The following is a 23,318-nucleotide window of genomic DNA, read 5'->3' as shown; positions in this document are numbered from 1 at the left end:
GGTGCCTGCTGACAATGACGAATAAGAAGAGACCAACCGTCTATTTGACACGCAAATTGCCGGATCTGGTCGAAACCCGCATGCGCGAGTTGTTCGACGCAGAATTGAACATTGAAGATGCGCCGCGCACCGCATCAGAATTGATTGCCGCCATGCAAAAAGTGGACGTTCTGGTGCCGACCGTGACGGACCGAATCACCGCTTCGATGATTGAGCAGGCAGGCCCGCAGCTAAAATTGATTGCCGGATTTTCCAACGGCATCGACCATATCGATGTGGATGCAGCGGCCCGCAAAGGCATAACGGTGACCAACACGCCTAACGTCTTGACCGAAGACAGTGCCGACATGACCATGGCGCTGGTTCTGGCCGTTCCACGCCGGTTGGTAGAAGGCACCCGCGTGCTCGCCAATGGTTCAGAGGAATGGCGCGGATGGTCGCCCACATGGATGCTGGGACGCCGCCTGTCGGGCAAGCGCATCGGCATTGTCGGCATGGGCCGCATCGGCACGGCTGTTGCCCGCCGCGCCAAGGCGTTTGGTTTGTCTATCCATTATCACAACCGCAAGCGGGTCAATCCGGCCACGGAAGCCGAGCTTGAAGCGACCTATTGGGATAGTCTCGACCAGATGCTGGCGCGTGTGGACATCGTCTCGGTCAACTGCCCGTCTACTCCCGCCACCTACCACCTGATTTCCGCCCGCCACTTGGCGCTGATGCAGCCCACGAGCTACATCGTCAACACGGCGCGCGGCGATATCATTGATGAAGCGGCGCTGATCCGTTGCTTGCAGAATGGTAAAATCGCAGGTGCGGGTCTGGACGTGTTTGAAAACGAGCCTGTGGTGAACCCCAAGCTGATCAAGCTCGCCAAAGAGGGCAAGGTGGTGCTTCTACCACATATGAGCTCAGCGACGATCGAAGGCCGTATCGACATGGGCGATAAGGTCATCATCAACATCCGCGCCTTTTTCGACGGCCATCGCCCGCCGAACCGGGTGTTGCCGGGACGTAGCTAAGGTCTTTTCAGGCCAGAGGCTTGGTCATTTCGATAGAGGTCGTGCGCGTATATCCGGCGTGTGCGTTTTCCGCTGTTTTGGCGAAACCCCAAGCCGAAAAGCGTTGATGATTGCCGACAAGCTCGATTCGCGTTTCCAGCCGCAACGCAGGAAGCCCCAGACCATGGGCAATCTCTTCCGCTTTTTTCAACAAGGAATGCCCGACGCCCTTGCCTTGCGCAGCGGGCGACACGGCGAGTTTGCCGACATAAAGACTTGCTGCTTCCGGCTTGCAGAAAATGCAGCCCAACAGGTTGCCACCATCCAAAGCCACGAACGCAATTTCGTCCTGCGTCTTCTGCCCCAGATTTTCCACCGTCAGCCGGTGCGCGGAGGATGGCGGGTCGATAACACCGTCCATATAGGCAAATGACGACAGGATCAGCGCAAGCAATTCATCAAAACGCTTGAAGCCTTTGTCGATTCTCGCAATCTCGATCATGATTACCCCTGACGCCGCTTATAGCGAACGGTGTCGAAACGGGATGCGAGTGCATCATAGAGCAACAGCCGTCCGATCAGTGGCTCACCTGTCTGCGTGATCAGCTTGATGACTTCCATCGCCATGATGGTGCCGATCACCCCGGTCAGCGCACCAACGATACCAGTTTCCGCGCAGGACGGCACAACGCCCGGCGGCGGCGGAGCAGGGAATAAGTCCCGGTAGCCGGGTAATAAATTTCCGTCCGAGCCAGTCTCGTAAGGCTTCAAAACTGTGACGGAACCATCAAAACGACCCACCGCACCCGTTACCAAAGGTACCTGGGCCGTTTCCGCCGCATCGGCCGCCGCATAACGCGTGTCGAAATTGTCGGAGCCATCGATGACCAGATCAAATGATTTCAGATAATCATGCGCCCAGACAAGCGAAAAACGTTCCTCGAAATGCATGGTCCGCACATGTGGGTTCAGCCGCGCGATGGAGCGGCGGGCGCTCTCGGTTTTCTGTTCGCCGATGGTGCCGGTATCGTGAATGACCTGCCGCTGGAGATTGGACAGCGAAACCACATCATCATCGATAATGCCCAGCGTGCCGACGCCCGCAGCCGCAAGATAATACAGCACCGGCGCGCCCAAGCCGCCCGCGCCGATAACCAGCACCTTGGCGGCTTTCAAACGCTGCTGCCCCACGCCGCCGATTTCCGGTAGCAGGATATGGCGTTTGTAACGTTCGATTTCCTCGGAACTCAAAGGGTCCAAAGTCGCATCTCCGATGATCTAGAGCATTTCCGCCTTTCTCCGAAACGCACAAACGCTCTATCTATTTGTTTTAGCAAAACCGCTTCGCATTTTTTCCGGAAATGCTCTATTTCGAAGATTTAAGCACTATCACCCGATGCTGCCATGGGAAACATTGAAAAACTGCGCCCTGTCTCCCAAACCGGAGAACATCGAAGCATCCGTGCCGGTCATGAAGCTCTGGCCGCCAAGCGCGTGGATGATGTCGAACAAAGCGGCGCGACGGCCTTCATCCAGATGCGCGGCGATTTCATCCAGCAACAGCACCGGCGCATGGCCGGTCATATTGGCGGTGAGCTGCGCATGGGCCAGCACAAGACCAACCAGCAATGCCTTTTGTTCGCCCGTGGAACAACGGCCCGCATCCATGTTCTTTTCTGCATGGCGCACGAACAGGTCGGCACGATGCGGCCCCTCCAGCGTGCGGCCAGCGGCAGCATCGCGGTAGCGATTATCCTTCAAAACAGCCAAGTATTCATCTTCCAGATCAACAGCGGGACGATGAAACTCGCCATCCATAAAGCCTGAAAGGGTCAGTGAAGCCGTCGGGAAATTGGCGTCGTTGCTGCGGCTATCGATGAGCGCTTTCAGCAAGCCCAGCATTTCATGGCGCGCAACGGCCATGGAAATGCCCAGTTCAGCCATTTGTTTTTCAATGCCTTCCAGCCAGACCGGATCAAAACGCCCATCCGACAAAAGACGATTGCGCCCACGCATGGCCTTTTCGAAATCGCTGGCTCTTCGTCCATGGGTGGGGTCGAGCGACAGCACCAGCCGATCCAAAAACCGGCGGCGATCCGACGAGGAGCCGGTAAAAAGACCGTCCATGGCGGGCGTCAGCCACAGAACCCGCAAATGGTCCGTCAACTCGTCGACAGATTTAACCGGCGTGCCGTTCAGCCGCAAGCGGCGCGACAGCGTCTCGCCTTCGCCCTCAAGGCCGGTGCCTATAGCCACCTCGCCATCCATGCCGGTGACGTCTGCGAAAATAGAAAAACCAGCGTTTTCCGCCCCCACCCGCGTGACCTCAGACAAAGTGGTGCGCCGTAAACCACGACCGGGCGACAAAAACGATATTGCTTCCAGCAGATTGGTTTTACCAGAACCATTATCGCCCGTCAGCACCACATGCCGCTCATCGAAACGTAGCGAGGCTTCCGCGTAGTTGCGAAACTCGGTCAGTTTCAGTCGTGAGAGGAAAACCTTGGCCGTCATGCCGCATCCAGAATCGTCATGGCTTACGACCTACAGCATGAGGTGAAAAACCGGAATGGATTTTCAGAAAAAGTGACGATTATCCGCCGTTACCTTCCTTATTCATGTACTTGTCACAGGAATGAGGGTGGAGGTAGATGGCGATTATTCCCAAATATCAATCTTGATATCCGCGTCCCGCAAGTTCTCCACCACACGCTTGCCGTTTGGCAAGTCGTTCTCATAAAGTTTGGCGCTAATCCCGGCCTCATCAAGCCCGTACCCGATCCAGCGGTCACGCAGTCGTTGCTCCAGAACCTCAACAGTCGGACCAACAAAAACGGAAAAATCGAAACTGGTTTCCAGCCGTGTCCAAGGCGCCTCGTTCAGCAGCAGATAATTGCCTTCCGCGAGAATAAACCGCGTTTCGGGCACGATAGCGCGCGCCGAAGCGATGGCCAGTTCTCGCGAACGGTCGAACACCGGCACCAGAACCTCCTGATCGGCTTTGCGGACCGCCGTGACGATATCGAGAAAGCCACGCACGTCGAAGGTTTCAGGTGCGCCCTTGCGCGCCAGCAATCCGCGCTGCTGCAAGATGCCATTGTCCATGTGAAACCCATCCATCGGAAGGATTTCGGCCGTCTCGCCGCGCTCAATCAACGCATCGCGAAGCGCATCGGACAACGTAGATTTGCCGGCCCCCGGGGGACCAGCAATGGCGACAATAAAACGGGAACGTTCGGCTGCGCGCTGCAAGATCGTGTCTGTCAGCGCGCCGAGTGTTATCGTCATGCAGCGAGTGTCTCCTTGGGAGGCTCCTTGGCGCCCGTCATGAAGGCGACGGCATCCGACATGGTGTATTCCTTCGGATTGATGACGCACAGACGCTTTCCAAGCCTGTGAATGTGGATGCGATCCGCGACTTCAAACACATGCGGCATATTGTGCGAAATGAGCACGATAGGAAGACCACGGGAGCGTACATCCAGAATAAGCTCCAGCACACGCCTGCTTTCCTTGACGCCAAGCGCTGCCGTCGGCTCATCAAGAATAACAACCTTGGACCCAAAGGCTGCCGCTCTCGCAACAGCAACACCCTGCCTCTGACCGCCAGACAGTGTTTCAACCGATTGGTTGATGTTCTGAATGGTCATCAATCCCAGTTCAGACAGCTTGGAGCGCGCGAACTTGTCCATGGCCGAATGGTCGAGCTTGCGCAGAACCGTCCCCAGAAAACCAGGCTTCCTGAGTTCACGGCCAAGGAACATGTTGTCGGTGATCGACAGAGCGGGTGACAATGCAAGGTTTTGATACACGGTCTCAATGCCGGCATCGCGTGCTTCAAGCGGTGTCTTGAAATTCACCACCTTGCCCTCCAGCCTGATCTCGCCCTCATCGGGACGGATTGCTCCGGACAGCGCCTTGATCAGCGACGATTTGCCAGCACCGTTATCGCCAATAACCGCCAGAATTTCACCCGGATACAAATCGAAATCCGCATTATCCAGAGCAGTCACGCGGCCATAACGTTTTACGATGCCATGGGCAGAGAGAATTGGTTGTCTGTTCATGTCCGTTGCCATCAGACGCCTGCCTTTCTGATCCACTGATCAATCGCGACGGCGGCGATGATCAGCCAGCCTGTCAACATGACTTTCCATTGTGGGTCTGCACCCAGCATGTTCAGGCCCATCGAAACGACACCCACCAGCATTGCGCCGAACAGCGTGCCGAGAATGGAGCCGCGACCGCCAAACAGCGAGATGCCGCCAATAACCGTCGCCGTAATGGCTTGTAGATTATAGTCCGTCACCGCAGCGGAAGGGGAAATGGAACCGTTACGACCGATGGCGACCCATGCCGCAAATGCCGCAATCAGGCCAGCAACCGTATAAACACTCAGGAGAACCTTGCGCGTCTGAATGCCGGAGAGCTTTGCCGCTTCGGGATCATCGCCCACCGCATAAACATGCCTTCCCCATGCCGTATGGTTCAGCACATACCAAAGAATGCCGACAAGAACGACCATGGCAACAACGCCAAGCGTCAGAATAGCCGAACCGATGCGGAAGTTGGTGGCAAACAAATGCAGCAGGGGTGCGTTTTGCGCCACATCCGTATCGCGGATCGTCTCATTGGCGGAATAGATGAAATTCGTCGCCATGACGATGTTCCAGGAACCCAGCGTCACAATGAAAGGCGGCAGCTTGACGACGGCAACCAGAAAGCCGTTGAACAGTCCGCAAAGTCCGCCAACCACGAAGCCCGCGAGAATCGCGATGCCGGTTGGCAGGCCATAGGTCACGGCCACATTACCCATGACGACAGATGAAATCACCATGACCACGCCAATCGAAAGATCGATACCCGCAGTGAGAATGATCAGCGTCTGCGCTGAACCGAGAATACCGACCACAGCAATCTGCTGTAAAATCAGCGTCAGCGTGTAGGAGGAAAAGAAGCGCCCGCCGATAGTAAGGCCGAATATGGCTACAGACAATATCAGTACGATCAACGGCACAGCCGCAGGTGTGGAATGCAGAAAATGCTGCCCACGCTTCAAGATTGAAATCTTCTGGTTATCGAACGACGCGACATTCTTGTCGCTGCCGTCGAGCACCTGCTCGAATTCCTGTATTCCGCTCATGTTATCTCCTCCGCCCGCCAGCTATGGCAAATAGTACCAATGCTGCCCGATCTTTAGCCGGATAATAATATATCAAATTTTTATGAGTAATACTGGCCGGGACATCGTTCCGGCCAGTTCTGATCAATTAAAAACCGGGATTAACCCCAGCACTTTGCCAAGCCTTCTTTGACGCTGATGGATGGTGTGCCCGAAACCGGCTTGTCGGTTACAAGCGACACGCCAGTATCGAAGAAGGACTTGCCTTCCGTTGGCTTTGGCTTTTCGCCGGTGTCAGCAAACTTCTTGATCGCTTCCACGCCAAGCGCTGCCATCATCAAAGGATATTGCTGCGAGGTCGCGCCGATCACGCCTTCCTGCACGGATTTCACACCCGGGCAACCGCCATCGACGGATACGATCAGGACGTTCTTTTCCATGCCAACAGCCTTCAGCGCCTGATAAGCACCCACGGCTGCCGGTTCATTGATGGTGTGAATGACGTTGATGCTTGGGTCTTTCTGGAGAAGGTTTTCCATCGCCTTGCGGCCACCTTCTTCATTACCGTTCGTCACATCGTGCCCAACGATACGCGGATCGACTTCATCGCCAATCTTGTTTGGATCTTTTGGATCGATGCCGAAACCGATCATGAAGCCTTGGTCGCGCAAAACGTCAACCGTTGGCTGGTCAGGCGTCAAATCAAGGAAACCGACCTTGGCGTCCTTGACCTTATCGCCCAGCGTACCCTTCGCCCACTGGCCAATCAACTTGCCAGCAAGCAGGTTATCAGTTGCGAATGTCGCGTCAGCAGATGCAATCGGGTCGAGAGGCGTATCCAGCGCAATTACCAGAACCCCCGCATCGCGTGCTTTCTTGACGGTTGGAACGATGCCCTTGGTGTCCGATGCGGTGATCAGAATACCCTTCGCGCCGTCTGCAATGCAGGATTCGATGGCGGCAACCTGGCTCTCGGAATCGCCATCCACCTTACCTGCGTAAGACTTCAGCGTCACACCCAGTTCCTTGGCCTTGGCCGTGGCACCTTCCTTCATCTTGACGAAGAAGGGGTTCGTATCAGTTTTAGTGATGAGGCATACCGACGTATTGGCGGCAGAAGCCACGGATGCAAAAGAAACGCCAAGCGCAAGCGCGCCAAGAAACACGGAAACGGTGCTTTTCATGTAGTCCTCCCAATGATGACGAGGTGCTTCCTCGAAGCGACCCTGCGGCCCCTCTCCTCCAAGATCGGGTGCCACCGGCGCAGATGGAAACATCAAAGCGACCCCTCTGTCAATAAATAAATCCAATTGAATTATTAATTCGATGTGGCATCCTGACGCTTCTGCAACAGGCGCAGGAACACGGTGGGAGGTAGCCGTTTTCTTCAAAAAAGCCCTTGTGGCAGACGGGGCCAGGCTGCATATGACGGAGCTGGCCGGGGAGGATAATACAAATGACACGCTCAGCGGAGCCGTTGCAGCACGCGCTAGCGACCATACCGGATTTGAGTGGAGGCGGGGCCAACCAGGTTCGCGTCCGTGCTTACAATGAGCGCCTTGTGCTGTCTCTCGTACGGCGTCACAGTGGCCTGTCGAAAGCAGAAATTGCCCGCCGAAGCGGCCTTTCAGCGCAGACTGTATCCGTCATCATGCGCTCGCTGGAGAGCGATGGCCTGCTTATTCGTGGTGAACCTTTGCGTGGCAAGGTGGGGCAGCCCTCCACGCCCATGCGGCTCAATCCCGACGCGGTTTTTTCGTTCGGCGTAAAAATCGGACGGCGCAGTGTCGATCTCGTGCTGATGGATTTTGTTGGCCGGATCAGGCTGAAGCTACGCAACACCTACCCCTACCCCATGCCCGAATGGATATTGCCTTTCGTCATCGACGGCATAGCAGAACTCGAATCACAGCTGCCCGAACACCAGCGGCCACGAATCGCAGGTATCGGTGTGGCAGCGCCTTTCGAGCTTTGGAGCTGGGCGCGAGAAGTGGGCGCACCACAAAAAGAAATGGACCGCTGGCGCGGCGTCGATTTGCGGGCAGCGATCGCGGCAAAAGTCAATTATCCGGTCTTCCTCCAGAACGATGCCACCAGCGCCTGCGGCGCAGAACTCGTTTTCGGTGCAGGACAAAACTATCCGGATTTTCTCTATGTTTTCATCGGCTCGTTCATCGGCGGCGGCGTCGTGCTGAACTCTGCGCTATTTTCCGGGCGCACCGGCGCGGCAGGGGCAATCGGCCCCTTACCCGTTCAGGGACGGGACGGCTCCACGGTCCAGCTCCTCAAGATCGCGTCAATTTTCGTTCTGGAAGACATGTTGCGTGAAAGCAATATCGACCCCAAACCGCTCTGGTTCTCACCGGATGAATGGTTCGATTTCGGCGAACCGCTGGAGCGCTGGATACAAAACACAGCAGCAGCACTCGCGCAGGCGGTCGTCGCCGCAGCCTCCATCATCGACTTCGCCTCGGTCATCATCGATGGTGGCTTCCCTGCCTGGGTGCGCACTCGAATAACCATGGCAACCCGCAAAGCACTCGACCTCCACGACCTTCAAGGCGTCGTCGTCCCGGAAATCGTGGAAGGCGCAGTCGGCAGTCAAGCCCGCGCCATCGGCGGGGCTAGCCTGCCGCTTTTCTCAAGATATCTTTTGGATCAAAATGTGCTTTTTAAGGAGACAGCAGGGCCGGGTTGACCGAAAGTTTTTTTCCGTACCACCATGTGAATGGACATCAAACGATCGCCGTTTGTAACAATCTGATCGATTGAAACGACTGCCGATATCGGCAAATGGACTTTCGATCCGCCGAAAAAACGGACAGTTCACGGAGTCCTGACAACCTACCGGAAATTGGTATCGTCACAAAAGAACAACTTATTTCCGGATTTAAAGTCGGCAATGGGGCGATATATTACAATTTATAATTAGTGATAAATAATTATTGCAATTATAAAAAGATAAAAAATCTGACATTTAACTCTTATTGACAATAAATAATAGTTAAGCAATCATTAAGAAAAAGACGTGGGAGGAGCCAATAAATGTAATCTAAAAAGGATACATGTTATGGTTCCGCAGGAAAATAATCGCGACAAAGCAGTACTATCTTCTGTTAAAATTGGATCATACGGCGTTCTCGGAGTCGTTTCCGCCGTATTTATGTCTTCTGTAGCTCCGCCTCTCTTTACATATTCATCAAGCAGGGCGGTCATAAACTCACCGGTTACAGCAATTACATCCCCCATTGGTGGGATTGTAACGAAATATTCTAGCATCAGTTCAGACAGTACGGTTCCATTTGCTGCAACGATCGAAAATGATCGAGTTGATCGATCAACATTGATCGGTTTGCAAATGCAAATGGCATCGTTACGCAATGAAGTCGATCTTAAGAGATCTATTCTTGCGGACTATTTCAAGCGTATCGTCGACCTGCAATCCGATTTGGAACGGCAAAGACGAGCCGCAATCGTTCTTTCCGAAAACGCACTTCAAAGTGCGGATATCTCGATACGGACCGCGAGTTTGAAAGCGGAAAGCAGAAAGATCGACCTCAACCGTCAATTAAGGCTTCTGGACAAGGGGGCGGTTGCAGGAAGCCGGGCTGAGGTGGAAAACCGGCTCGAGGAAGAAGAAACCTCGAAACAAGCGGCGGCGATCAATGGTATGCGTTTGAAAGAGATTCTCAACAATCTCAATGACGGCATTTATGTCGGCACCGAAAACGAGTCCCTCGCAAGTATCGAACGCGAGATCAGGACGAGAAAGTCCGACTATTCGCAGATAGAATTGCAGCTTGCATCCCTAGTAACGCGCCAGACGGAGCTTTCTACACTTCTTTCCGCTGAAGAAGCCCGAGTAGCGCGCTTAAATAAGGCGGAGATTTTTTCAGACCCTTCGGCTCGATTATACCGAACGGTTGCGCATGTGGGAAAACAGATAAACCCGGGTGACACCGTTGCAGAAGCGATCAACTGTCAGAATGCTTTTGTCGTCGCCATCTTCTCCGAACGGGAAGCGCAATCATTGTCTGTAGGATCCAAGGTTCAGGTTTCTATTGGCAATGAGCCAACACCATTCAACGCGGTTGTCAGCAAACTCGTGCCAAGAACAACCGAGCGTGTCGATCTCGATTTCGCAGTGCCTTTCCCGCCCACGGAGCGCCGCGAACTCTACGCTTATGTAACGCCAGATGATGCCATTCGCAAAAACAGTCAGGACATGGCGAAATTTTGCTCGGTGGGAAGCTGGGTTACCGTTTCTCTGGACAGGCAATGGGCTGCTCAGGCGGAAGCTACTTTTGCCCAGGGAGCAAATAAACTTTACGCAACGGGCCAATACGTCGCTGAGAGTTTTCCGGTGTGGCAGAAAACCGCTACGGAAATTGCAGTGAGTGCGCTGATGCGTACAAAGGATGCTGCATCTTTGGCAGGAGAATACGCCCAGGAAACGGCAAGCCAAGGCTATATTGCCGTTTCGTCTCTGTTCCGCGCGGAGGCTCGTGAACTCGAGAGCATGCCGCCACGGATCAAACCACCGACAAAATCTCAAGACGGTTGAGTTTGAAAAAAACCAATCGCTTGCCTCAAGAGGCAAGCGATTGGTCCCCCAACTGCCACGCCAATTTACATAAAAAATTCGAGCAGTTTGCCATGTGCACGGGCCGGCGTTCCGCTTGACTTATTGTTACGGAATACGCGCGGTGTGGCGATGAGAGGCAGGTAAATCATCGTTCGATGAGTAGTGATCCAATTCGGCATTGGGGAGGTTATCGCACGTTTCTCTATGTTGTTAGAAACACGAATCTCGAAAGAACGGACCAATGAAATGGTTGTTCGTACTGGCGTCGTTCATGACCTGTATAGCTACAGAATTGCCAGCCTACGCTGATAGTCAAGCCGCGAAGGCTGCCAAAAAGCTTTGCGAGTCCATGACGAAATATCAGGTCGCCGCGGGGGGCTTGATACCAAGCTATCCCGCTGCCTCAGACTCTGATGCGTCTTTTGCATTGAAGAATGTCGCTTTCGTTTACGACAATGCTTTGGCAAGTATGGCCTTTCTTGCATGCGGAGATGTTGGCGCTGCCAAACGTATAGGCGATGCGCTGGTCGTTGCGCAAAATTCCGACCGTTTTTACAAGGATGGCCGCTTGAGAAATGCCTATCTGGCTGGCGAAATGTCTACGCCACCGAAACTTCCCGGCTGGTGGAACAAGAGCAGCAATAGCTGGCAAGAGGATGAATATCAGGCAAGCACTGCTGTCGGCAACGTAGCGTGGGCCGCGCTCGCCCTTCTGCAAATTTATGACGTTACCAATGAAGAACGCTATTTGGCGTCTGCCCGGTCGTTGGGACTTTGGATATCACAATTTGATACGGCAACAGGTATCACGGGCGGTTTTTCCGGGTTTGAGCCGAATGCCCAGCGTATCCCCTGGAAATCCACTGAGCATAATATCGATACGGCTGCTGTCGCCAAATGGCTCACCAAGCTGGACAGTAACCCACAATGGCCGAGGTTGTATTGCAGCAGCAGCGTTTTTGTCGGTTCAATGTATAGGGATGGGAAGGGTTATCTGATCGGCACGACACCTGACGACAAGCCAAACAGCAATGCGGGCGTCTATCTCGATGCGCAATTGTGGCCGTTTCTGGCGTTTGAAGCGGATGCGCTTCCGACACGATGGAGCAATATTCGGGCAATCATCGATTCCACAAATGCCATTGATGGCGGATTTGACTTCAATGACGATCGTGATGGGGTCTGGATGGAGGGCACTGCGCAAGCCGCTCTGGTGTTCAAGATATTCGATGATGGTGAGCGCGCGCAAACTCTTCTGAACACCGCGCTCGTCAATAAGGACGCATCGACGGGATTTATTCTGGCGACCGACAAGCCGCATATCTCCACCAAGCTGACAGTGGGGGCTGACGGCAGCGGAGGCGACTTCAATTATTATCGCTGGCCGCATCTGGGGGCAACAGCCTGGACTGTTCTTGCGCTTACGAACTTCAACCCTTTTACGGATCAAAGAGGACATCATGCTGTTCGGGATAGAAAACAATGTTCCTGAGGTTCTCCTTTTCAATATAGGCGTAGCGCTTGGATTTCTCGCTTTTTCGAAGCTCTCCGATCCGGCCAATATTGTCGAAAGGTTTTTGTTCAGCGCCGTGGTCTTTATTTCACTGGCCCTCTATCTGGTGTGGCGCGCAGTGGATACGTTGTCGCCGATTGAGCCGACCTTCGAGTCGATCTGGCAATATATATATTTCACTTTCGAAACCATCTCCGTTGTCTACGCGCTTGCGTCGATTGTCATCCTTTTGAGAAAAACTGACCGCAGCGTCGAGGCTGACAGTGCGAGAGAGGCGATGGTCAAAGACAATCGATTCCCTTCCGTCACCGTTTTTATCTGCACGTACAACGAACCACTTCACATTCTCGAAAAATCGATGTTTTGTGCCAAGGCAATGGACTATCCGAATTTCAATGTGATTGTTTGTGATGACACACGCCGCCAGGAGGTGCGCGCTCATTGCCAGGCAGTTGGCGTGGAATATTTGACCAGGCCGGATAATAAACACGCAAAGGCCGGCAATCTCGACAATGCCCTAAGGGCAACGAATGCTTCGAACAGCCCATCAGACCTGATCATGGTTCTGGATGCGGACTTCGCTCCACAGGAAGATTTCCTCATGCGCGTGGCAGGGATGTTCCGGGATCCGAAAATCGGTCTGGTCCAGACTCCGCAATTTTATTTCAACTCCGATCCCATGCAACACAATCTGGGCATCAGCCGAAGCTTCGTGGATGACCAGCGTGTCTTTTTCGATACGTTCCAACCTGCCAAAGACGCCGTCGATTGTGCTTTTTGTGTGGGCACGAGTTTCGTCGTGCGCCGCCAATATGTGAATGAGCTAGGCGGGTTCCCGCATGATGCCTTGTCCGAAGATATGTTGCTGACATACAGGTTGCTGGAAAAAGGATATGTCACCCGCTGGCTCAACGAGAAACTCAGCGTTGGCCTTTCTGCGGAAGGTATTCCCGAATATATCACGCAGCGTACACGCTGGTGCCTTGGTACGATTCAGATTGGACTTCTGAAAACCGGGCCGCTTTGGAAGGGGCGTTTTTCGTTACGCCAGCGCTTGCACTACCTGCACGGTCTGCTGAACTGGCTCAGCAAGCCGTTCATTCTCTGCCTGTTGCTGGCACCTTCCATCTACTGGTTTTTCGATATTCCCGCACTTCAGGCCGATGAACTCATTTTTATGAAATACGGAATTTCATCACTTTTCATCTTCTGGATCTATTCGGCATGGATATCAGAGGGGCGCACTTTGCCGATATTCACAGAAGTAACCCACGCACTGACTGCTTTGCCCGTCACAGTGACGTTGATACAGGCTGCGCGCGCGCCCTTCGGAAAGCCATTCAAGGTCACAGAAAAGGGCGGCGATCGATCACGAATTCGCGTGCATAGACCGACAGCCATATTTTTCGGTGCAATTTCCATTCTGTCCGCAACATCGATACTGTCAGTGGTATTTGGTGCGGATACACCGACCGAACTCTCACCCGCTGATATCCTGAACCTGATCTGGTCGGCCGTGGCTATGGTTATTTCTTTTATCAGTCTGATTGTATGCGTCGAGCTTCCGCGTTTCGGGCAGGAGGAACTCATCACAACATCCGTCACGACAACGGCAAGATGTGATGGCGACACCATGCCCGTTTGCATTAGTGCTCTTTCGACAGAAAAGATGGAGCTTTCAACCACCATGTCGGTTCCAGTTGTTTTTGATGAGGTTTTGCTTCCCGGTCTCGGATGGTTGCGGCTTATGGCAACCGGATCCGGAGACTACGCTATCAATCCCGACATCGAACAAAAACGCTGGATATTGCGAACTCTCTTTAGAAAATCACCCGGCCATATTGCCCATATGGGTAAGCTCACCACATCCATACAGTCACTATTGCGGCGCGCATTCGCTCGCCAGAGTTTTTGACTGCCATGCCCTTGGCGTAAATCGTAGGGACTGGACCATCAGTGACTCGAAACTAAAGCATGTTGCGTGAACCCTTTTTCACGAAACATGCTTTAGACCTCTCAAAGTCATCGAATGCGCGTCAGAGCCAACATTCCGCGCCGATTGATACGTCATGAAAGCGTTTGGCTTGTGATCAATCGACACCCAATGTTCAGACGCCATCCCCCGACCGTCACCGATTGATAGACCACCCGATTTATTTTCCCGACCAACAAGCTTCGGTACTACGGGAGGCTCGTGTTACTTCGCCGATTGTCAGCGGCGCAAGCGTCGCCCGGAAAACCGCCGCCAGGCATTGGGCGCTCTGCCAGACAGCGACGCAACGTTGTTTCAGGCGTTATGCGAACGGCGCATGGAAATAGCCCGCACCCAGAACCTCCCACCCTACGTGATTTTCCACGACAAAACCTTGATCGAACTCGCCACCGCAAAACCAACCTCCCGCGCGGAGATGGCAAGAGTGCCTGGCGTGGGCGAAGCCAAACTGGATCGCTACGGCCCTGCATTCCTTGAGGTGATTGCTGAGTCTCTATCGAATAATTGACCAACCACGGTAAGGTAAGGGCAGGACTGGGTTGGTGCGGCCGACTTCAGTGGGAGAGCCTTATAGACGTCTTCGCTGGTCACCCGTATCGGTGCTGTTGCCGCTGTCTCTGCCCTGATGATCGTTTTGCTCTTTGGCTCTTGCTGGGGTCTTGACGTTTGCATGTGGCAAGAGGAGGCTGGCGCTGCCCAATGAGTGGCGGCCTTGGAAGATCTTATGGGAAGAGTTACGTCGATTGAAGGCCACGAACGCCAAAAGCCCCAGGAGGGGCTTTTTTGTTGGTCGTTTATTGTGGAATTGTTTGGTTGCGGGGGCTCACAGCCACCGATATCGACATTCAATCCAGGTAGCCGTCTGAGAAGATAATTAAACAATGGTTGAGGGGGGCTCGCAACCAGCGATTCCTACGATTGGTAGAACCGCCTATCCCTAGGCCAACGGCTTAGGCTCTCGACGTGATCCAGTTCGAACCTTCCCGGCCCAAAGCCCCGCCTATTATCCCTTATGGCGCGGTGGCTACGTAAATGCCGCCGATCGCCGTATCTCACAGCGGTCAGAATGGCTGCTTTTATCGGCCCTACCTAGCAAGGATCAAGTCGCCGAACATCACCTTACGTGTGGTTGCCCGCGCCAAAAATTCATGCGGAAAGCCAAGATCGACGGCGCTGACAGCATTCAGGCGTGCGCGCTGGCCCTCGCTCAGCACCACGTCCAGAGCGCCGAGATTGTCCTCAAACTGCGCCACCGTGCGGGCGCCGACGATCGGTGCCGTCACCCCCGGTTCCAGCAAAGTCCAGGCCAGCGCCACCTGCGACGGGGTTTTATTGATCTCGGTGGCGACCTCGCGCACGACATCGGCAATGGCGAGATTGCCCTCGGTCAACACGCCGTTGGCAATCGCAAAGTCGCGGCGGGTACCGCTGTCGCCGGACGCGCCGAGGTTCAAGTCATCGCGCGTGTATTTGCCTGAGAGTACGCCGCTCGCCAGTGGCGACCACGGGATGACACCAAGGTCCATTTCTTTCGCCATGGGGATCAGATCGCGCTCCACCGTGCGCTCAATCAGGCTGTATTCGATCTGAAGCGCGATCAGTGGCGACCAACCGCGCAGATCGGCGATCGCCTGCATGCGCGAGACCTGTCAGGCCGGCGTATCCGAGATGCCGACATAGAGCAGCTTGCCGGCGCGAACGAGATCGTCCATCGCCCGCAGCACCTCCTCGACGGGTGTCGTAAAATCCCAGGCGTGGAGGTAGAGCAGATCAATGTAATCGGTTTTCAGCCGGGTCAAGCTTTCTTCGACCGAGCGGACGAGGCTCTTGCGATGGTTGCCGCCGGAATTGGCGTCGTCCTTTCGCGTCGGCACGGTGTATTTGGTGGCGATTACCAGCCGGTCGCGGCGACCTTGCGCGAAGGCACCGAGAAACCGCTCCGCCACGCCGTCCGTGTAGCAGTTGGCTGTGTCGACGAAATTGCCGCCATGATCGACGTAGGTGTCGAAGATGCTGCGCGCTTCACTCTCGTCCGCGCCCCATCCCCAGTCCGTGCCAAAAGTCATGGTGCCGAGCGCCAGCGGCGAGACCCGCAGGCCGGATCGGCCGAGCAGGCGATAGGTGTCGAGGGTGAGGATTTGGGGCATGGGCGTCATCTCCAGCTTGCTTTGCCCGGATGATGCCCGCTTCCGATAAAGAACAGAATGCTCTATAATCTACATATGCTGTTTGGAAAACGAGGCATAATCAGACCATGAGAGGCAGCGATTTCGCCGAGCTTCGCGCCTTTGCAAGCGTTGCAGAACACGGAAGTTTCCGAAGTGCGGCAGCCCAACTGGGCATGTCCGCTTCCGCGCTCAGCCAGACCATCCGCAATCTGGAAGAGCGGCTGGGTGTCCGCCTCCTCAACCGGACCACCCGTAGCGTCGGGCTGAGTGAGGCAGGCGCACGATTGCTGGCGCGGATGATACCAGCGATCGCCGATCTGGATGCCGCCGTTGCAGAAGTGACCGACCAGCGCAACGCGCCGGCAGGGCGTTTGCGGATTAACGCCACGCGCGTCGCCGCGATGCACCATCTGGCGCCGATGATCGGCCCCTTCGCTATGGCCTATCCAGATATCGTCCTCGACATCACACTGGACGAGCGATTGGTCGATATCGTCACGGGCGGCTTCGATGCCGGCGTGCGTCTTGGCGAAAGGCTCGACAAGGACATGATCGCCGTCCGCGTGGGCGGCGACGTGCGGATGATGGTCGTCGCCGCTCCCGCCTATATCGCTCGCGCAGGAACGCCGGAAACGCCAAGCGATCTGCGCGGCCATCGCTGCCTCAATTACCGCTGGCCGACCAGCGGCGGCCTCTACCGCTGGGAGTTCGAGCGCGGCGCGCAAAAGCTCGACATCGCCGTCGAAGGCCCGCTCGTGACAGACGAGCCAGAGCTTGGGCTGCGCGCCGCACTCGACGGCGCCGGCATCGCCTATCTGTTCGAGCACCAGGTAGACGAACATGTCGCGGCAGGACGGCTGGTACATCTGCTCGCTGACTGGTCGCCGCCGTTTCCGGGTTTCTACCTCTATTATCCAAGCCGGAGGCAAATGATCCGGCCGCTACGCGCCTTTATCGATTTTCTGGGAACAGCGCGACCGTACCACTTTTAAGCGCCCGATTTGAATGCGCGCCAATCAACCACTGCGTTTCGGCGAGTGCGCTGAAGTTAAGCAGCGAAGCCGTCATGCTCAGTGATGAGCGCGGTCACGAAATCCATCACGGCGCGGACGGATGGCGTCTTGCGCAAATCGCGGTGGACGACAAGCCAGATGTCCCGGGAGAAGGATGGAACATACTCTCCGATCCGTATGAGGTCCGGGTCGGCGTCTCCCAAGAAGCAGGGCAGCCCGGCGACGCCAGCGCCTGCACGTGCGGCAATGAGATGCCCGCTGATGTCGTTCAACTCGCATGCGATCGGCCGTGCGCCGGCAATGCCGAGCAGCCATTTCTGCTGCGGCATATCTACAAAGCTTTCATCGAACGCGATAAACTGCCATCGATCAGGCTGGTTACGGTGCAGATAGTCGCGGCGCGCGTAGAGACCGAATGGCATGACCCCGAGTTTTCGCGCGAAACTGCCGGTCTCCTCGGGGCGCACCAGCCGGAGAGCAACATCGGCCTCCCTGCGGCTGAGCGAAACCTGCTGCGCCTGCGCAGCGAGAGAAAGACGGATCTCCGAATAGTGGGCCCGGAAGTGCGCGAGATGCTGCGCCAGCAGATGCGCCGCCAGCACCGGCGGAGCGCTAAGCGTGACCTTGCCCACAAGCGGCTTATGCGCGGCCCGGGCGATCCGGGCAACACCGTCCGCTGCACTTTCCATCCGGACGGCTTGATCGAAGACTTGGCTGCCAATCGACGTCAAGCGACAGGATCGTGGCAGGCGGTCGACCAGCGCCACATCGAGTTCGGCTTCGAGCGTCGCCAGCCGTCGGCTCACCGTGGCGTGGTCAACTTTCAAGGCACGCGCTGCACCGGAAAGTGTGCCGCTACGCCCGACTGCCAGGAAATAACGAAGGTTCTCCCAATCGGCCATCTGTGCAATTTCTCAAGGTTCACTAGCGTAAATACCGAATAACCGCATAGATATCATTAGCGTAGTTTCGAGGCAAATTATCGTCATAAGGTTGTCTCGATGTCTGCCTCTTCCCCACTACACCCACGCATTACACTTGCCGCCGCGGCGCTTAGCTTCGTGGTCGTTCTCATCGACGTCAGTGTCGTCAACGTCGCACTCGATGCCTTGCGCACCAGCTTCTCCACCGACATCGCCGGTCTCCAATGGGTGGTCAACGCTTATACGCTTATCTTCGCGGCCCTGCTGCTTATGGCCGGAGCGTTGGGCGATCGCTTTGGCGCACGCGCCGTCTTCATCACCGGCTTCACCCTATTTACGCTGGCATCGCTTGGCTGCGGGCTTGCTCCGACGTTGGCGACGCTGGTGGCAGCGCGGCTCGCGCAAGGCGTCGGCGCCGCACTGCTGGTTCCGAACTCGTTGTCGCTGCTCGCCCAAGCTTTTCCCGACAAGGAGCAGCGCAACCGCGCGGTCGGATGGTGGGGAGCGGCGGGCGGCATCGCGCTGGCGGCCGGCCCAGTCGTCGGTGGCTTTCTGGTGACGCATTTGGGCTGGCGCAGCGTTTTTCTGATCAACATTCCGATCGGACTGATCGGCCTGATGCTGATCCTGCGCTATTCCGCGACGAGTCCCAGGAACGAGGGCCGCTCGCTTGATCTGCCTGGACAGGCAACCGCCATCGTTGCGCTGGCATCGCTGGCAACGGCGCTGACAGACGCGGCACATCTCGGCTGGACCCATCCACAGGTTCTCGTCGTTCTTCTCCTAACCGTCGTTTCCGCAATCGGCTTCCTCCTGATCGAGACGCGCAGCCGTGCACCGATGCTGCCGCTGTCATTGTTCTTCAGTCCGAATTTCTCGATCGCCTCGGTCACTGGCGTCATCGTCAACTTCGCCTATTATGGCCTCATCTTCGTATTCAGCCTATTCTTCCAGTCGGAGCAACATCTGTCACCGCAGGAAACCGGCATGGCCTTCCTGCCGATGACCGTTGTTCTGATGGTCGCGAATATCATCGCAAGCCGGTTGATCAGTTACGTTGGCGCGCGCCCTCTGATGGTGTTCGGCCTTCTTCTGGCTGCGACCGGATATCTTCTGCTTCTGCCGGTCAGTGTCAGCGGTTCCTATTGGCAACTCGTCGTACCGATGTTGATGGCGGCGGGCGGCATCGCGCTGATCGTGCCGACGATCACAAACGTGACACTGTCCTCGGTCCATCCATCCCGGGCCGGTATCGCGTCGGGTGTTCTCAACACGGCACGGCAAGTGGGCGGCATGCTCGGTGTGGCGATGTGCGGCTATTTCGTACGAGACACGGCGCCCGCCGCGTTCATGCACGGCATGCATCTCTCGCTCATCGTCGCTGTGGCTCTGCTGCTTTTCGGCGCTGCGCTCTCGTTCTTCTGTCTAACGCGAGAACGGTGTCTGCATCGGCCTGCAGAATGCTGCTGTAATAGGCAAGATAAGTCTGCGGACGTTCGAGGGTGTCCTCGGCAGTCACTGTTTGAAGCTCGTCCGGGTGCACTCGGCGGCGATCCTGAAACCGACGACGCAGTAACCCGAGAGCCGAGAGATCAATCGTGATCAGGTTCGTCCAAGGTTTTCCGGGCTGTGAAATACCTACGAAGATCGAACCTCGCTTTTTGAACCGCCCCGCACGACCAGCCAACCAGCCGCCAGGATCAAACCGATCCCCAGCACTGTCAGCATATCGGGCACATCCGAGAAAAACACGAAACCCAAGAATACCGCGAATACTAGATAGCTGTAGTCGAACGTGCCGATGATCGCCGCCGGCGCGATCTGATAGGCTTTTGCGACCCAGATGCTTTCAGCGACCAGCAATATCCCCAGCAGCACGATGATGGCCATCGTCCAGCCGCTCATCACCACCCATAGGCTTTGCAGGAATGGAAATGCCGGATTTTCGGCACTCGACAAAAAAGTGGCACCCACGATACCGAATGCGCCCGTGACAACGAGGCACAAGTTCAGCCACATGGCGACGCTCAGGGGATTTTCGCAAGCGCATTTGCTTCGGGTTATGACTGCCGCGAGGGCATAGTAGATGGCGGCAAGAAGCGCGACAAGGGAAAAGCCATCGGCCGCCGGGCGCAGAATAACAAGCACTCCGACAAAGCGGGGCAGGATCATGATCGCAATGTACCCTCCCTCCGACAAAGGGAGATCGGAGGTCGACCGGTTGGCTGTTACAAACGATGCCGTTGTGCATCTAGCCCAACTGATCGGGAGGCAGATGGCTCGCGAAGACTGCGATCGCAAGCTCGCACGCGAACGCAAGGGGCCTGTGACGCCTTCCAAATAGAAACTATGGTGATAGTTGAATATCTGTCATTCTGATTATCCCGATGGAGATTTTCTCTCTCTCGGGATATTTTCATGTCGCCGTTGATCCCATAAAGGGATCGTGATAAAAGGTATCTTTATGAGGATTATTGCTCGCCGTACTTTGCGAGAATTTGTCGACAGCCTAGCGGGCCAAAAGGATCAACCGGCTGTGAAGGCGGCGTTAGACGCCTGGTTCGATGAAGTCGGCAAGGCGATCTGGGCAAGTTCCGCAGATATAAAGAAGCTTTACGCCACAGCGAGCATCGTCAGTGCTGAACAGATCGTCTTTAATATCAAGGGGAATGACTACCGTCTGGTGGTGGCAGTCGACTTTGAGAAAAGCATCGTCTGGATAAAATGGATTGGCACTCACAGGGCGTATGATAGGATCGACGTCACGGAGGTGAAGCATGGTAACTGACCTTAAGCCTATTCGCACAGAAGCAGATTACGACGCAGCGCTTAGCGAAGTTGAACGTCTGTGGGGCGCCAAGACCGGCACGCCAGAAAGCGACCGGCTTGATGTTCTGGCAACGCTTCTTGAAGTCTATGAGGCAAAGCACCATCCGATGGACCCTCCCGATCCGATCGAGGCGATCAAGTTTCGGATGGAGCAGCAGGGCCTGACCCGCAAGGATCTGGAACCGATCTTTGGGACACGCAATCGTACCTCGGAGATTCTCAACCGCAAGCGTGGCCTGTCGATTGAGATGATCCGTAATCTCCATGCAAAACTTGGCATCTCTGCAGATGTCCTCATCCGCCCTTCTCTTCACGAAAAGGCGGCCTGAGCGGAAGGAACTGTCCGATGACCCGTGTTGCCCTCTATGCCCGCTATTCTTCCGACAACCAGCGTGACGCCTCGATCGAGGATCAGCTTCGCATTTGCCGCGAAGAGGCAAAGCGTGAACAGTGGCAGATCGTCGCCACCTACAAGGATGCAGGCATCTCCGGTTCGAGCACGATCCTGCGGCCTGGCATTCAGATGCTCCTTCAAGACGCGCAGACCGGGCAATTCGACATCGTGCTCGCAGAGGCTCTGGACCGTATCAGCCGTGACCAAGCCGACATTGCCACTCTGTTCAAGCATCTGAAATTCGCCGGTGTACCGATCGTGACGCTGGCCGAGGGCGAGATCTCCGAACTGCATATCGGGCTCAAGGGCACGATGAACGCGCTCTTCCTCAAGGACCTCGCTGCCAAGACGCATCGCGGCTTACGCGGCCGTGTCGAGAGCGGCAAATCGGGCGGTGGTCTTTGCTATGGATACAAGGTCATAAAGAAGCTGGATGGCAGCTGAGACCCAGTTCGCGGTGACCGTGAGATCGATACGCGCGAAGCCGCAATTATCCGGCGCATTTTTCGCGATTTTGCAGCTGGAACCGGGCCGCGTGCCATCGCCAGCGCGTTGAATAGTGAGGGGATCGTTGGCCCTGAAGGCAAGCTCTGGAACGACACGACTATCCGCAGTCATGTGAAGCGTGGAACCGGGCTGATCAACAACGAGCTTTATATCGGTCGGCTGATCTGGAACCGTCAGCGCTATATCAAAGACCCATCTACCGGCAAACGTGTCTCGCGGATGAACCCGGAATCCGAGTGGGTCGTCACGGAGGTGCCAGATCAGCGTATTATCGATGACGTTCTGTGGCAGGCGGTAAAGCAGCGCCAATCTATCCTTTCCAACACATATGCGAATGTTACGGAAGCAGTTCGAGCGCATCATCAAGGCAACCGCTTAAACGGAGTACGGCGGCCTAAGTCATTGCTGTCGGGTTTGATCTTTTGCGGTAGCTGCGGTGGCCCCTACTCCCTGCGTGGGGCCGATCGCTTTGCATGCTCGAACCATATCAGCAACGGTACCTGCACCAATACCCGGACGATACCGCGCGAAGAGTTGGAGCGGCGTGTGCTCGCTGGTCTCAAGAACCGGATGATGGCACCGGAGATCGCAGCCGAGGCGATGCATGCCTATGCAACAGAAATCAATCGGCTTAATCGCGAGCGCAGATCCGGCCGCGACGCGTGGAACGCGGAACTCGAGAAAACCGACAGGGAGTTGGGCAAAGCAGTCGATGCTATTCTTGCAGGCGTGCCACCTCAGAAGCTAAAGGACAGAATGGAGAAGCTGGAGGCGCGCAAGGCCGAACTGATTAGCCTCGTTTCCGATGTGCCGGAGGATGTCCCAGACTTATTGCCGAGAGCCTCGGCAATCTATTCCGGCAAGGTCGCCCGACTGGCGGAAGCGCTCAATTGCCCCGAGGAGCGGAACGAGGCGGCGGAGGTTCTACGAACCTTAATTGAGAAGATCGTGCTACGTCCGGGCCCGCAACGAGGCGAGATTGACGCGCTCTTGTACGGAGAATTTGGGACGATCCTGAGCTGGATAGAGCGCCAAGGTGCTGTTGGATATGGCAAGAGGAGGCTGGCGCTGCCCAATGAGTGGCGGCCTTGGAAGAGCTTATGGGAAGAGTTACGTCGATTGAAGGCCACGAACGCCAAAAGCCCCAGGAGGGGCTTTTTTGTTGGTCGTTTATTGTGGAATTATTTGGTTGCGGGGGCCTGATGGCATGGAAACTTGTAAAATTATGCTACTTTAGAGTTATCGAACCGATGACTGCGCCGTACATTGTCCC

20 protein-coding genes and 2 pseudogenes are annotated in these 23,318 nt (G+C 55.6%); 12 read left to right on the top strand and 10 right to left on the bottom strand.

Annotated elements, in window-relative coordinates; translation table 11 throughout:
• Positions 1–14: 14 nt before the first annotated feature.
• A complete protein-coding gene (locus RMR16_RS13765) occupies positions 15–1,019 on the top strand; it encodes a 2-hydroxyacid dehydrogenase (protein ID WP_320200333.1) in 1,005 nt (334 codons plus the stop codon).
• A 7-nt stretch (positions 1,020–1,026) separates the two neighbouring features.
• On the opposite strand, the gene RMR16_RS13760 is transcribed toward RMR16_RS13765, so the two are convergent.
• From RMR16_RS13760 to RMR16_RS13730, 7 genes are all read right to left on the bottom strand, one after another.
• Positions 1,027–1,500, bottom strand: coding sequence for a GNAT family N-acetyltransferase (locus tag RMR16_RS13760; protein WP_320200334.1), 474 nt, complete (start codon positions 1,498–1,500; stop codon positions 1,027–1,029).
• Between the two features lie 2 nt (positions 1,501–1,502).
• A complete protein-coding gene (gene moeB, locus RMR16_RS13755) occupies positions 1,503–2,258 on the bottom strand; it encodes a molybdopterin-synthase adenylyltransferase MoeB (RefSeq protein WP_320200335.1) in 756 nt (251 codons plus the stop codon).
• A 129-nt stretch (positions 2,259–2,387) separates the two neighbouring features.
• Complete coding sequence (gene recF, locus RMR16_RS13750) at positions 2,388–3,512, bottom strand: DNA replication/repair protein RecF (RefSeq protein ID WP_320200336.1); 1,125 nt, start codon at positions 3,510–3,512, stop codon at positions 2,388–2,390.
• Between the two features lie 144 nt (positions 3,513–3,656).
• Positions 3,657–4,286: a nucleoside triphosphate hydrolase gene (locus RMR16_RS13745; protein ID WP_320200337.1), complete on the bottom strand. Its 630-nt coding sequence runs from the start codon at positions 4,284–4,286 to the stop codon at positions 3,657–3,659.
• Complete coding sequence (locus tag RMR16_RS13740; protein WP_320200338.1) at positions 4,283–5,065, bottom strand: ATP-binding cassette domain-containing protein; 783 nt, start codon at positions 5,063–5,065, stop codon at positions 4,283–4,285. The genes RMR16_RS13745 and RMR16_RS13740 overlap by 4 nt, the downstream gene beginning before the upstream one ends.
• 11 nt (positions 5,066–5,076) lie before the next feature.
• Positions 5,077–6,141, bottom strand: coding sequence for an ABC transporter permease (locus tag RMR16_RS13735; RefSeq protein ID WP_320200339.1), 1,065 nt, complete (start codon positions 6,139–6,141; stop codon positions 5,077–5,079).
• 140 nt (positions 6,142–6,281) lie between these two features.
• On the bottom strand, positions 6,282–7,304 hold the full coding sequence (locus tag RMR16_RS13730) for a sugar ABC transporter substrate-binding protein (protein WP_320200340.1): 1,023 nt from the start codon (positions 7,302–7,304) through the stop codon (positions 6,282–6,284).
• 272 nt (positions 7,305–7,576) lie between these two features.
• Between RMR16_RS13730 and RMR16_RS13725 the strand changes: the two genes are divergently transcribed.
• The 5 genes and pseudogenes from RMR16_RS13725 to RMR16_RS13705 all read left to right on the top strand — a co-directional run.
• Positions 7,577–8,818, top strand: a complete 1,242-nt coding sequence (locus RMR16_RS13725; RefSeq protein WP_320200341.1) for an ROK family transcriptional regulator — start codon at positions 7,577–7,579, stop codon at positions 8,816–8,818.
• 372 nt (positions 8,819–9,190) lie between these two features.
• Positions 9,191–10,684: an HlyD family efflux transporter periplasmic adaptor subunit gene (locus RMR16_RS13720; RefSeq protein WP_320200342.1), complete on the top strand. Its 1,494-nt coding sequence runs from the start codon at positions 9,191–9,193 to the stop codon at positions 10,682–10,684.
• A 292-nt stretch (positions 10,685–10,976) separates the two neighbouring features.
• The gene (locus RMR16_RS13715; RefSeq protein WP_320200343.1) at positions 10,977–12,197 is read left to right on the top strand and encodes a hypothetical protein; all 1,221 of its coding nucleotides are present in this window, start codon (positions 10,977–10,979) and stop codon (positions 12,195–12,197) included.
• Positions 12,166–14,133, top strand: coding sequence for a glycosyltransferase family 2 protein (locus RMR16_RS13710; protein ID WP_320200344.1), 1,968 nt, complete (start codon positions 12,166–12,168; stop codon positions 14,131–14,133). The genes RMR16_RS13715 and RMR16_RS13710 overlap by 32 nt, the downstream gene beginning before the upstream one ends.
• Before the next feature lie 346 nt (positions 14,134–14,479).
• Positions 14,480–14,719: pseudogene (locus RMR16_RS13705) on the top strand (HRDC domain-containing protein); the annotation flags it as partial.
• Between the two features lie 577 nt (positions 14,720–15,296).
• Here the strand turns inward: RMR16_RS13705 and RMR16_RS13700 are convergent.
• Positions 15,297–16,277, bottom strand: a pseudogene (locus RMR16_RS13700) (aldo/keto reductase).
• A gap of 188 nt (positions 16,278–16,465) precedes the next feature.
• On the opposite strand from RMR16_RS13700, the gene RMR16_RS13695 reads away from it, so the two are divergent.
• On the top strand, positions 16,466–17,371 hold the full coding sequence (locus tag RMR16_RS13695; protein WP_320200345.1) for a LysR family transcriptional regulator: 906 nt from the start codon (positions 16,466–16,468) through the stop codon (positions 17,369–17,371).
• Between the two features lie 56 nt (positions 17,372–17,427).
• On the opposite strand, the gene RMR16_RS13690 is transcribed toward RMR16_RS13695, so the two are convergent.
• On the bottom strand, positions 17,428–18,294 hold the full coding sequence (locus RMR16_RS13690) for a LysR family transcriptional regulator (RefSeq protein ID WP_320200346.1): 867 nt from the start codon (positions 18,292–18,294) through the stop codon (positions 17,428–17,430).
• 99 nt (positions 18,295–18,393) lie between these two features.
• Between RMR16_RS13690 and RMR16_RS13685 the strand changes: the two genes are divergently transcribed.
• On the top strand, positions 18,394–19,917 hold the full coding sequence (locus tag RMR16_RS13685) for an MFS transporter (protein WP_320200347.1): 1,524 nt from the start codon (positions 18,394–18,396) through the stop codon (positions 19,915–19,917).
• A gap of 36 nt (positions 19,918–19,953) precedes the next feature.
• On the opposite strand, the gene RMR16_RS13680 is transcribed toward RMR16_RS13685, so the two are convergent.
• A complete protein-coding gene (locus RMR16_RS13680; RefSeq protein ID WP_320200348.1) occupies positions 19,954–20,487 on the bottom strand; it encodes a hypothetical protein in 534 nt (177 codons plus the stop codon).
• Positions 20,488–20,761: 274 nt separating this feature from the next.
• Between RMR16_RS13680 and RMR16_RS13675 the strand changes: the two genes are divergently transcribed.
• The 4 genes from RMR16_RS13675 to RMR16_RS13660 are packed head-to-tail and all read left to right on the top strand — an operon-like array spanning position 20,762 to position 23,248.
• Positions 20,762–21,103 carry a type II toxin-antitoxin system HigB family toxin gene (locus tag RMR16_RS13675; RefSeq protein ID WP_320200349.1) on the top strand — a complete coding sequence of 114 codons (342 nt, stop codon included), beginning with the start codon at positions 20,762–20,764 and terminating at the stop codon, positions 21,101–21,103.
• On the top strand, positions 21,093–21,473 hold the full coding sequence (locus tag RMR16_RS13670; RefSeq protein WP_320200350.1) for a helix-turn-helix domain-containing protein: 381 nt from the start codon (positions 21,093–21,095) through the stop codon (positions 21,471–21,473). Before RMR16_RS13675 ends, RMR16_RS13670 begins: the two co-directional genes overlap by 11 nt.
• A 17-nt stretch (positions 21,474–21,490) precedes the next feature.
• Complete coding sequence (locus tag RMR16_RS13665) at positions 21,491–21,982, top strand: recombinase family protein (RefSeq protein WP_320200351.1); 492 nt, start codon at positions 21,491–21,493, stop codon at positions 21,980–21,982.
• A gap of 24 nt (positions 21,983–22,006) precedes the next feature.
• A complete protein-coding gene (locus RMR16_RS13660; protein ID WP_432354665.1) occupies positions 22,007–23,248 on the top strand; it encodes a recombinase family protein in 1,242 nt (413 codons plus the stop codon).
• Positions 23,249–23,318: the final 70 nt, after the last annotated feature.

Source organism: Agrobacterium sp. rho-13.3 (assembly GCF_033957765.2).
Classification (GTDB): domain Bacteria; phylum Pseudomonadota; class Alphaproteobacteria; order Rhizobiales; family Rhizobiaceae; genus Agrobacterium.
This window is presented reverse-complemented; position numbering and strand designations above follow the sequence as displayed.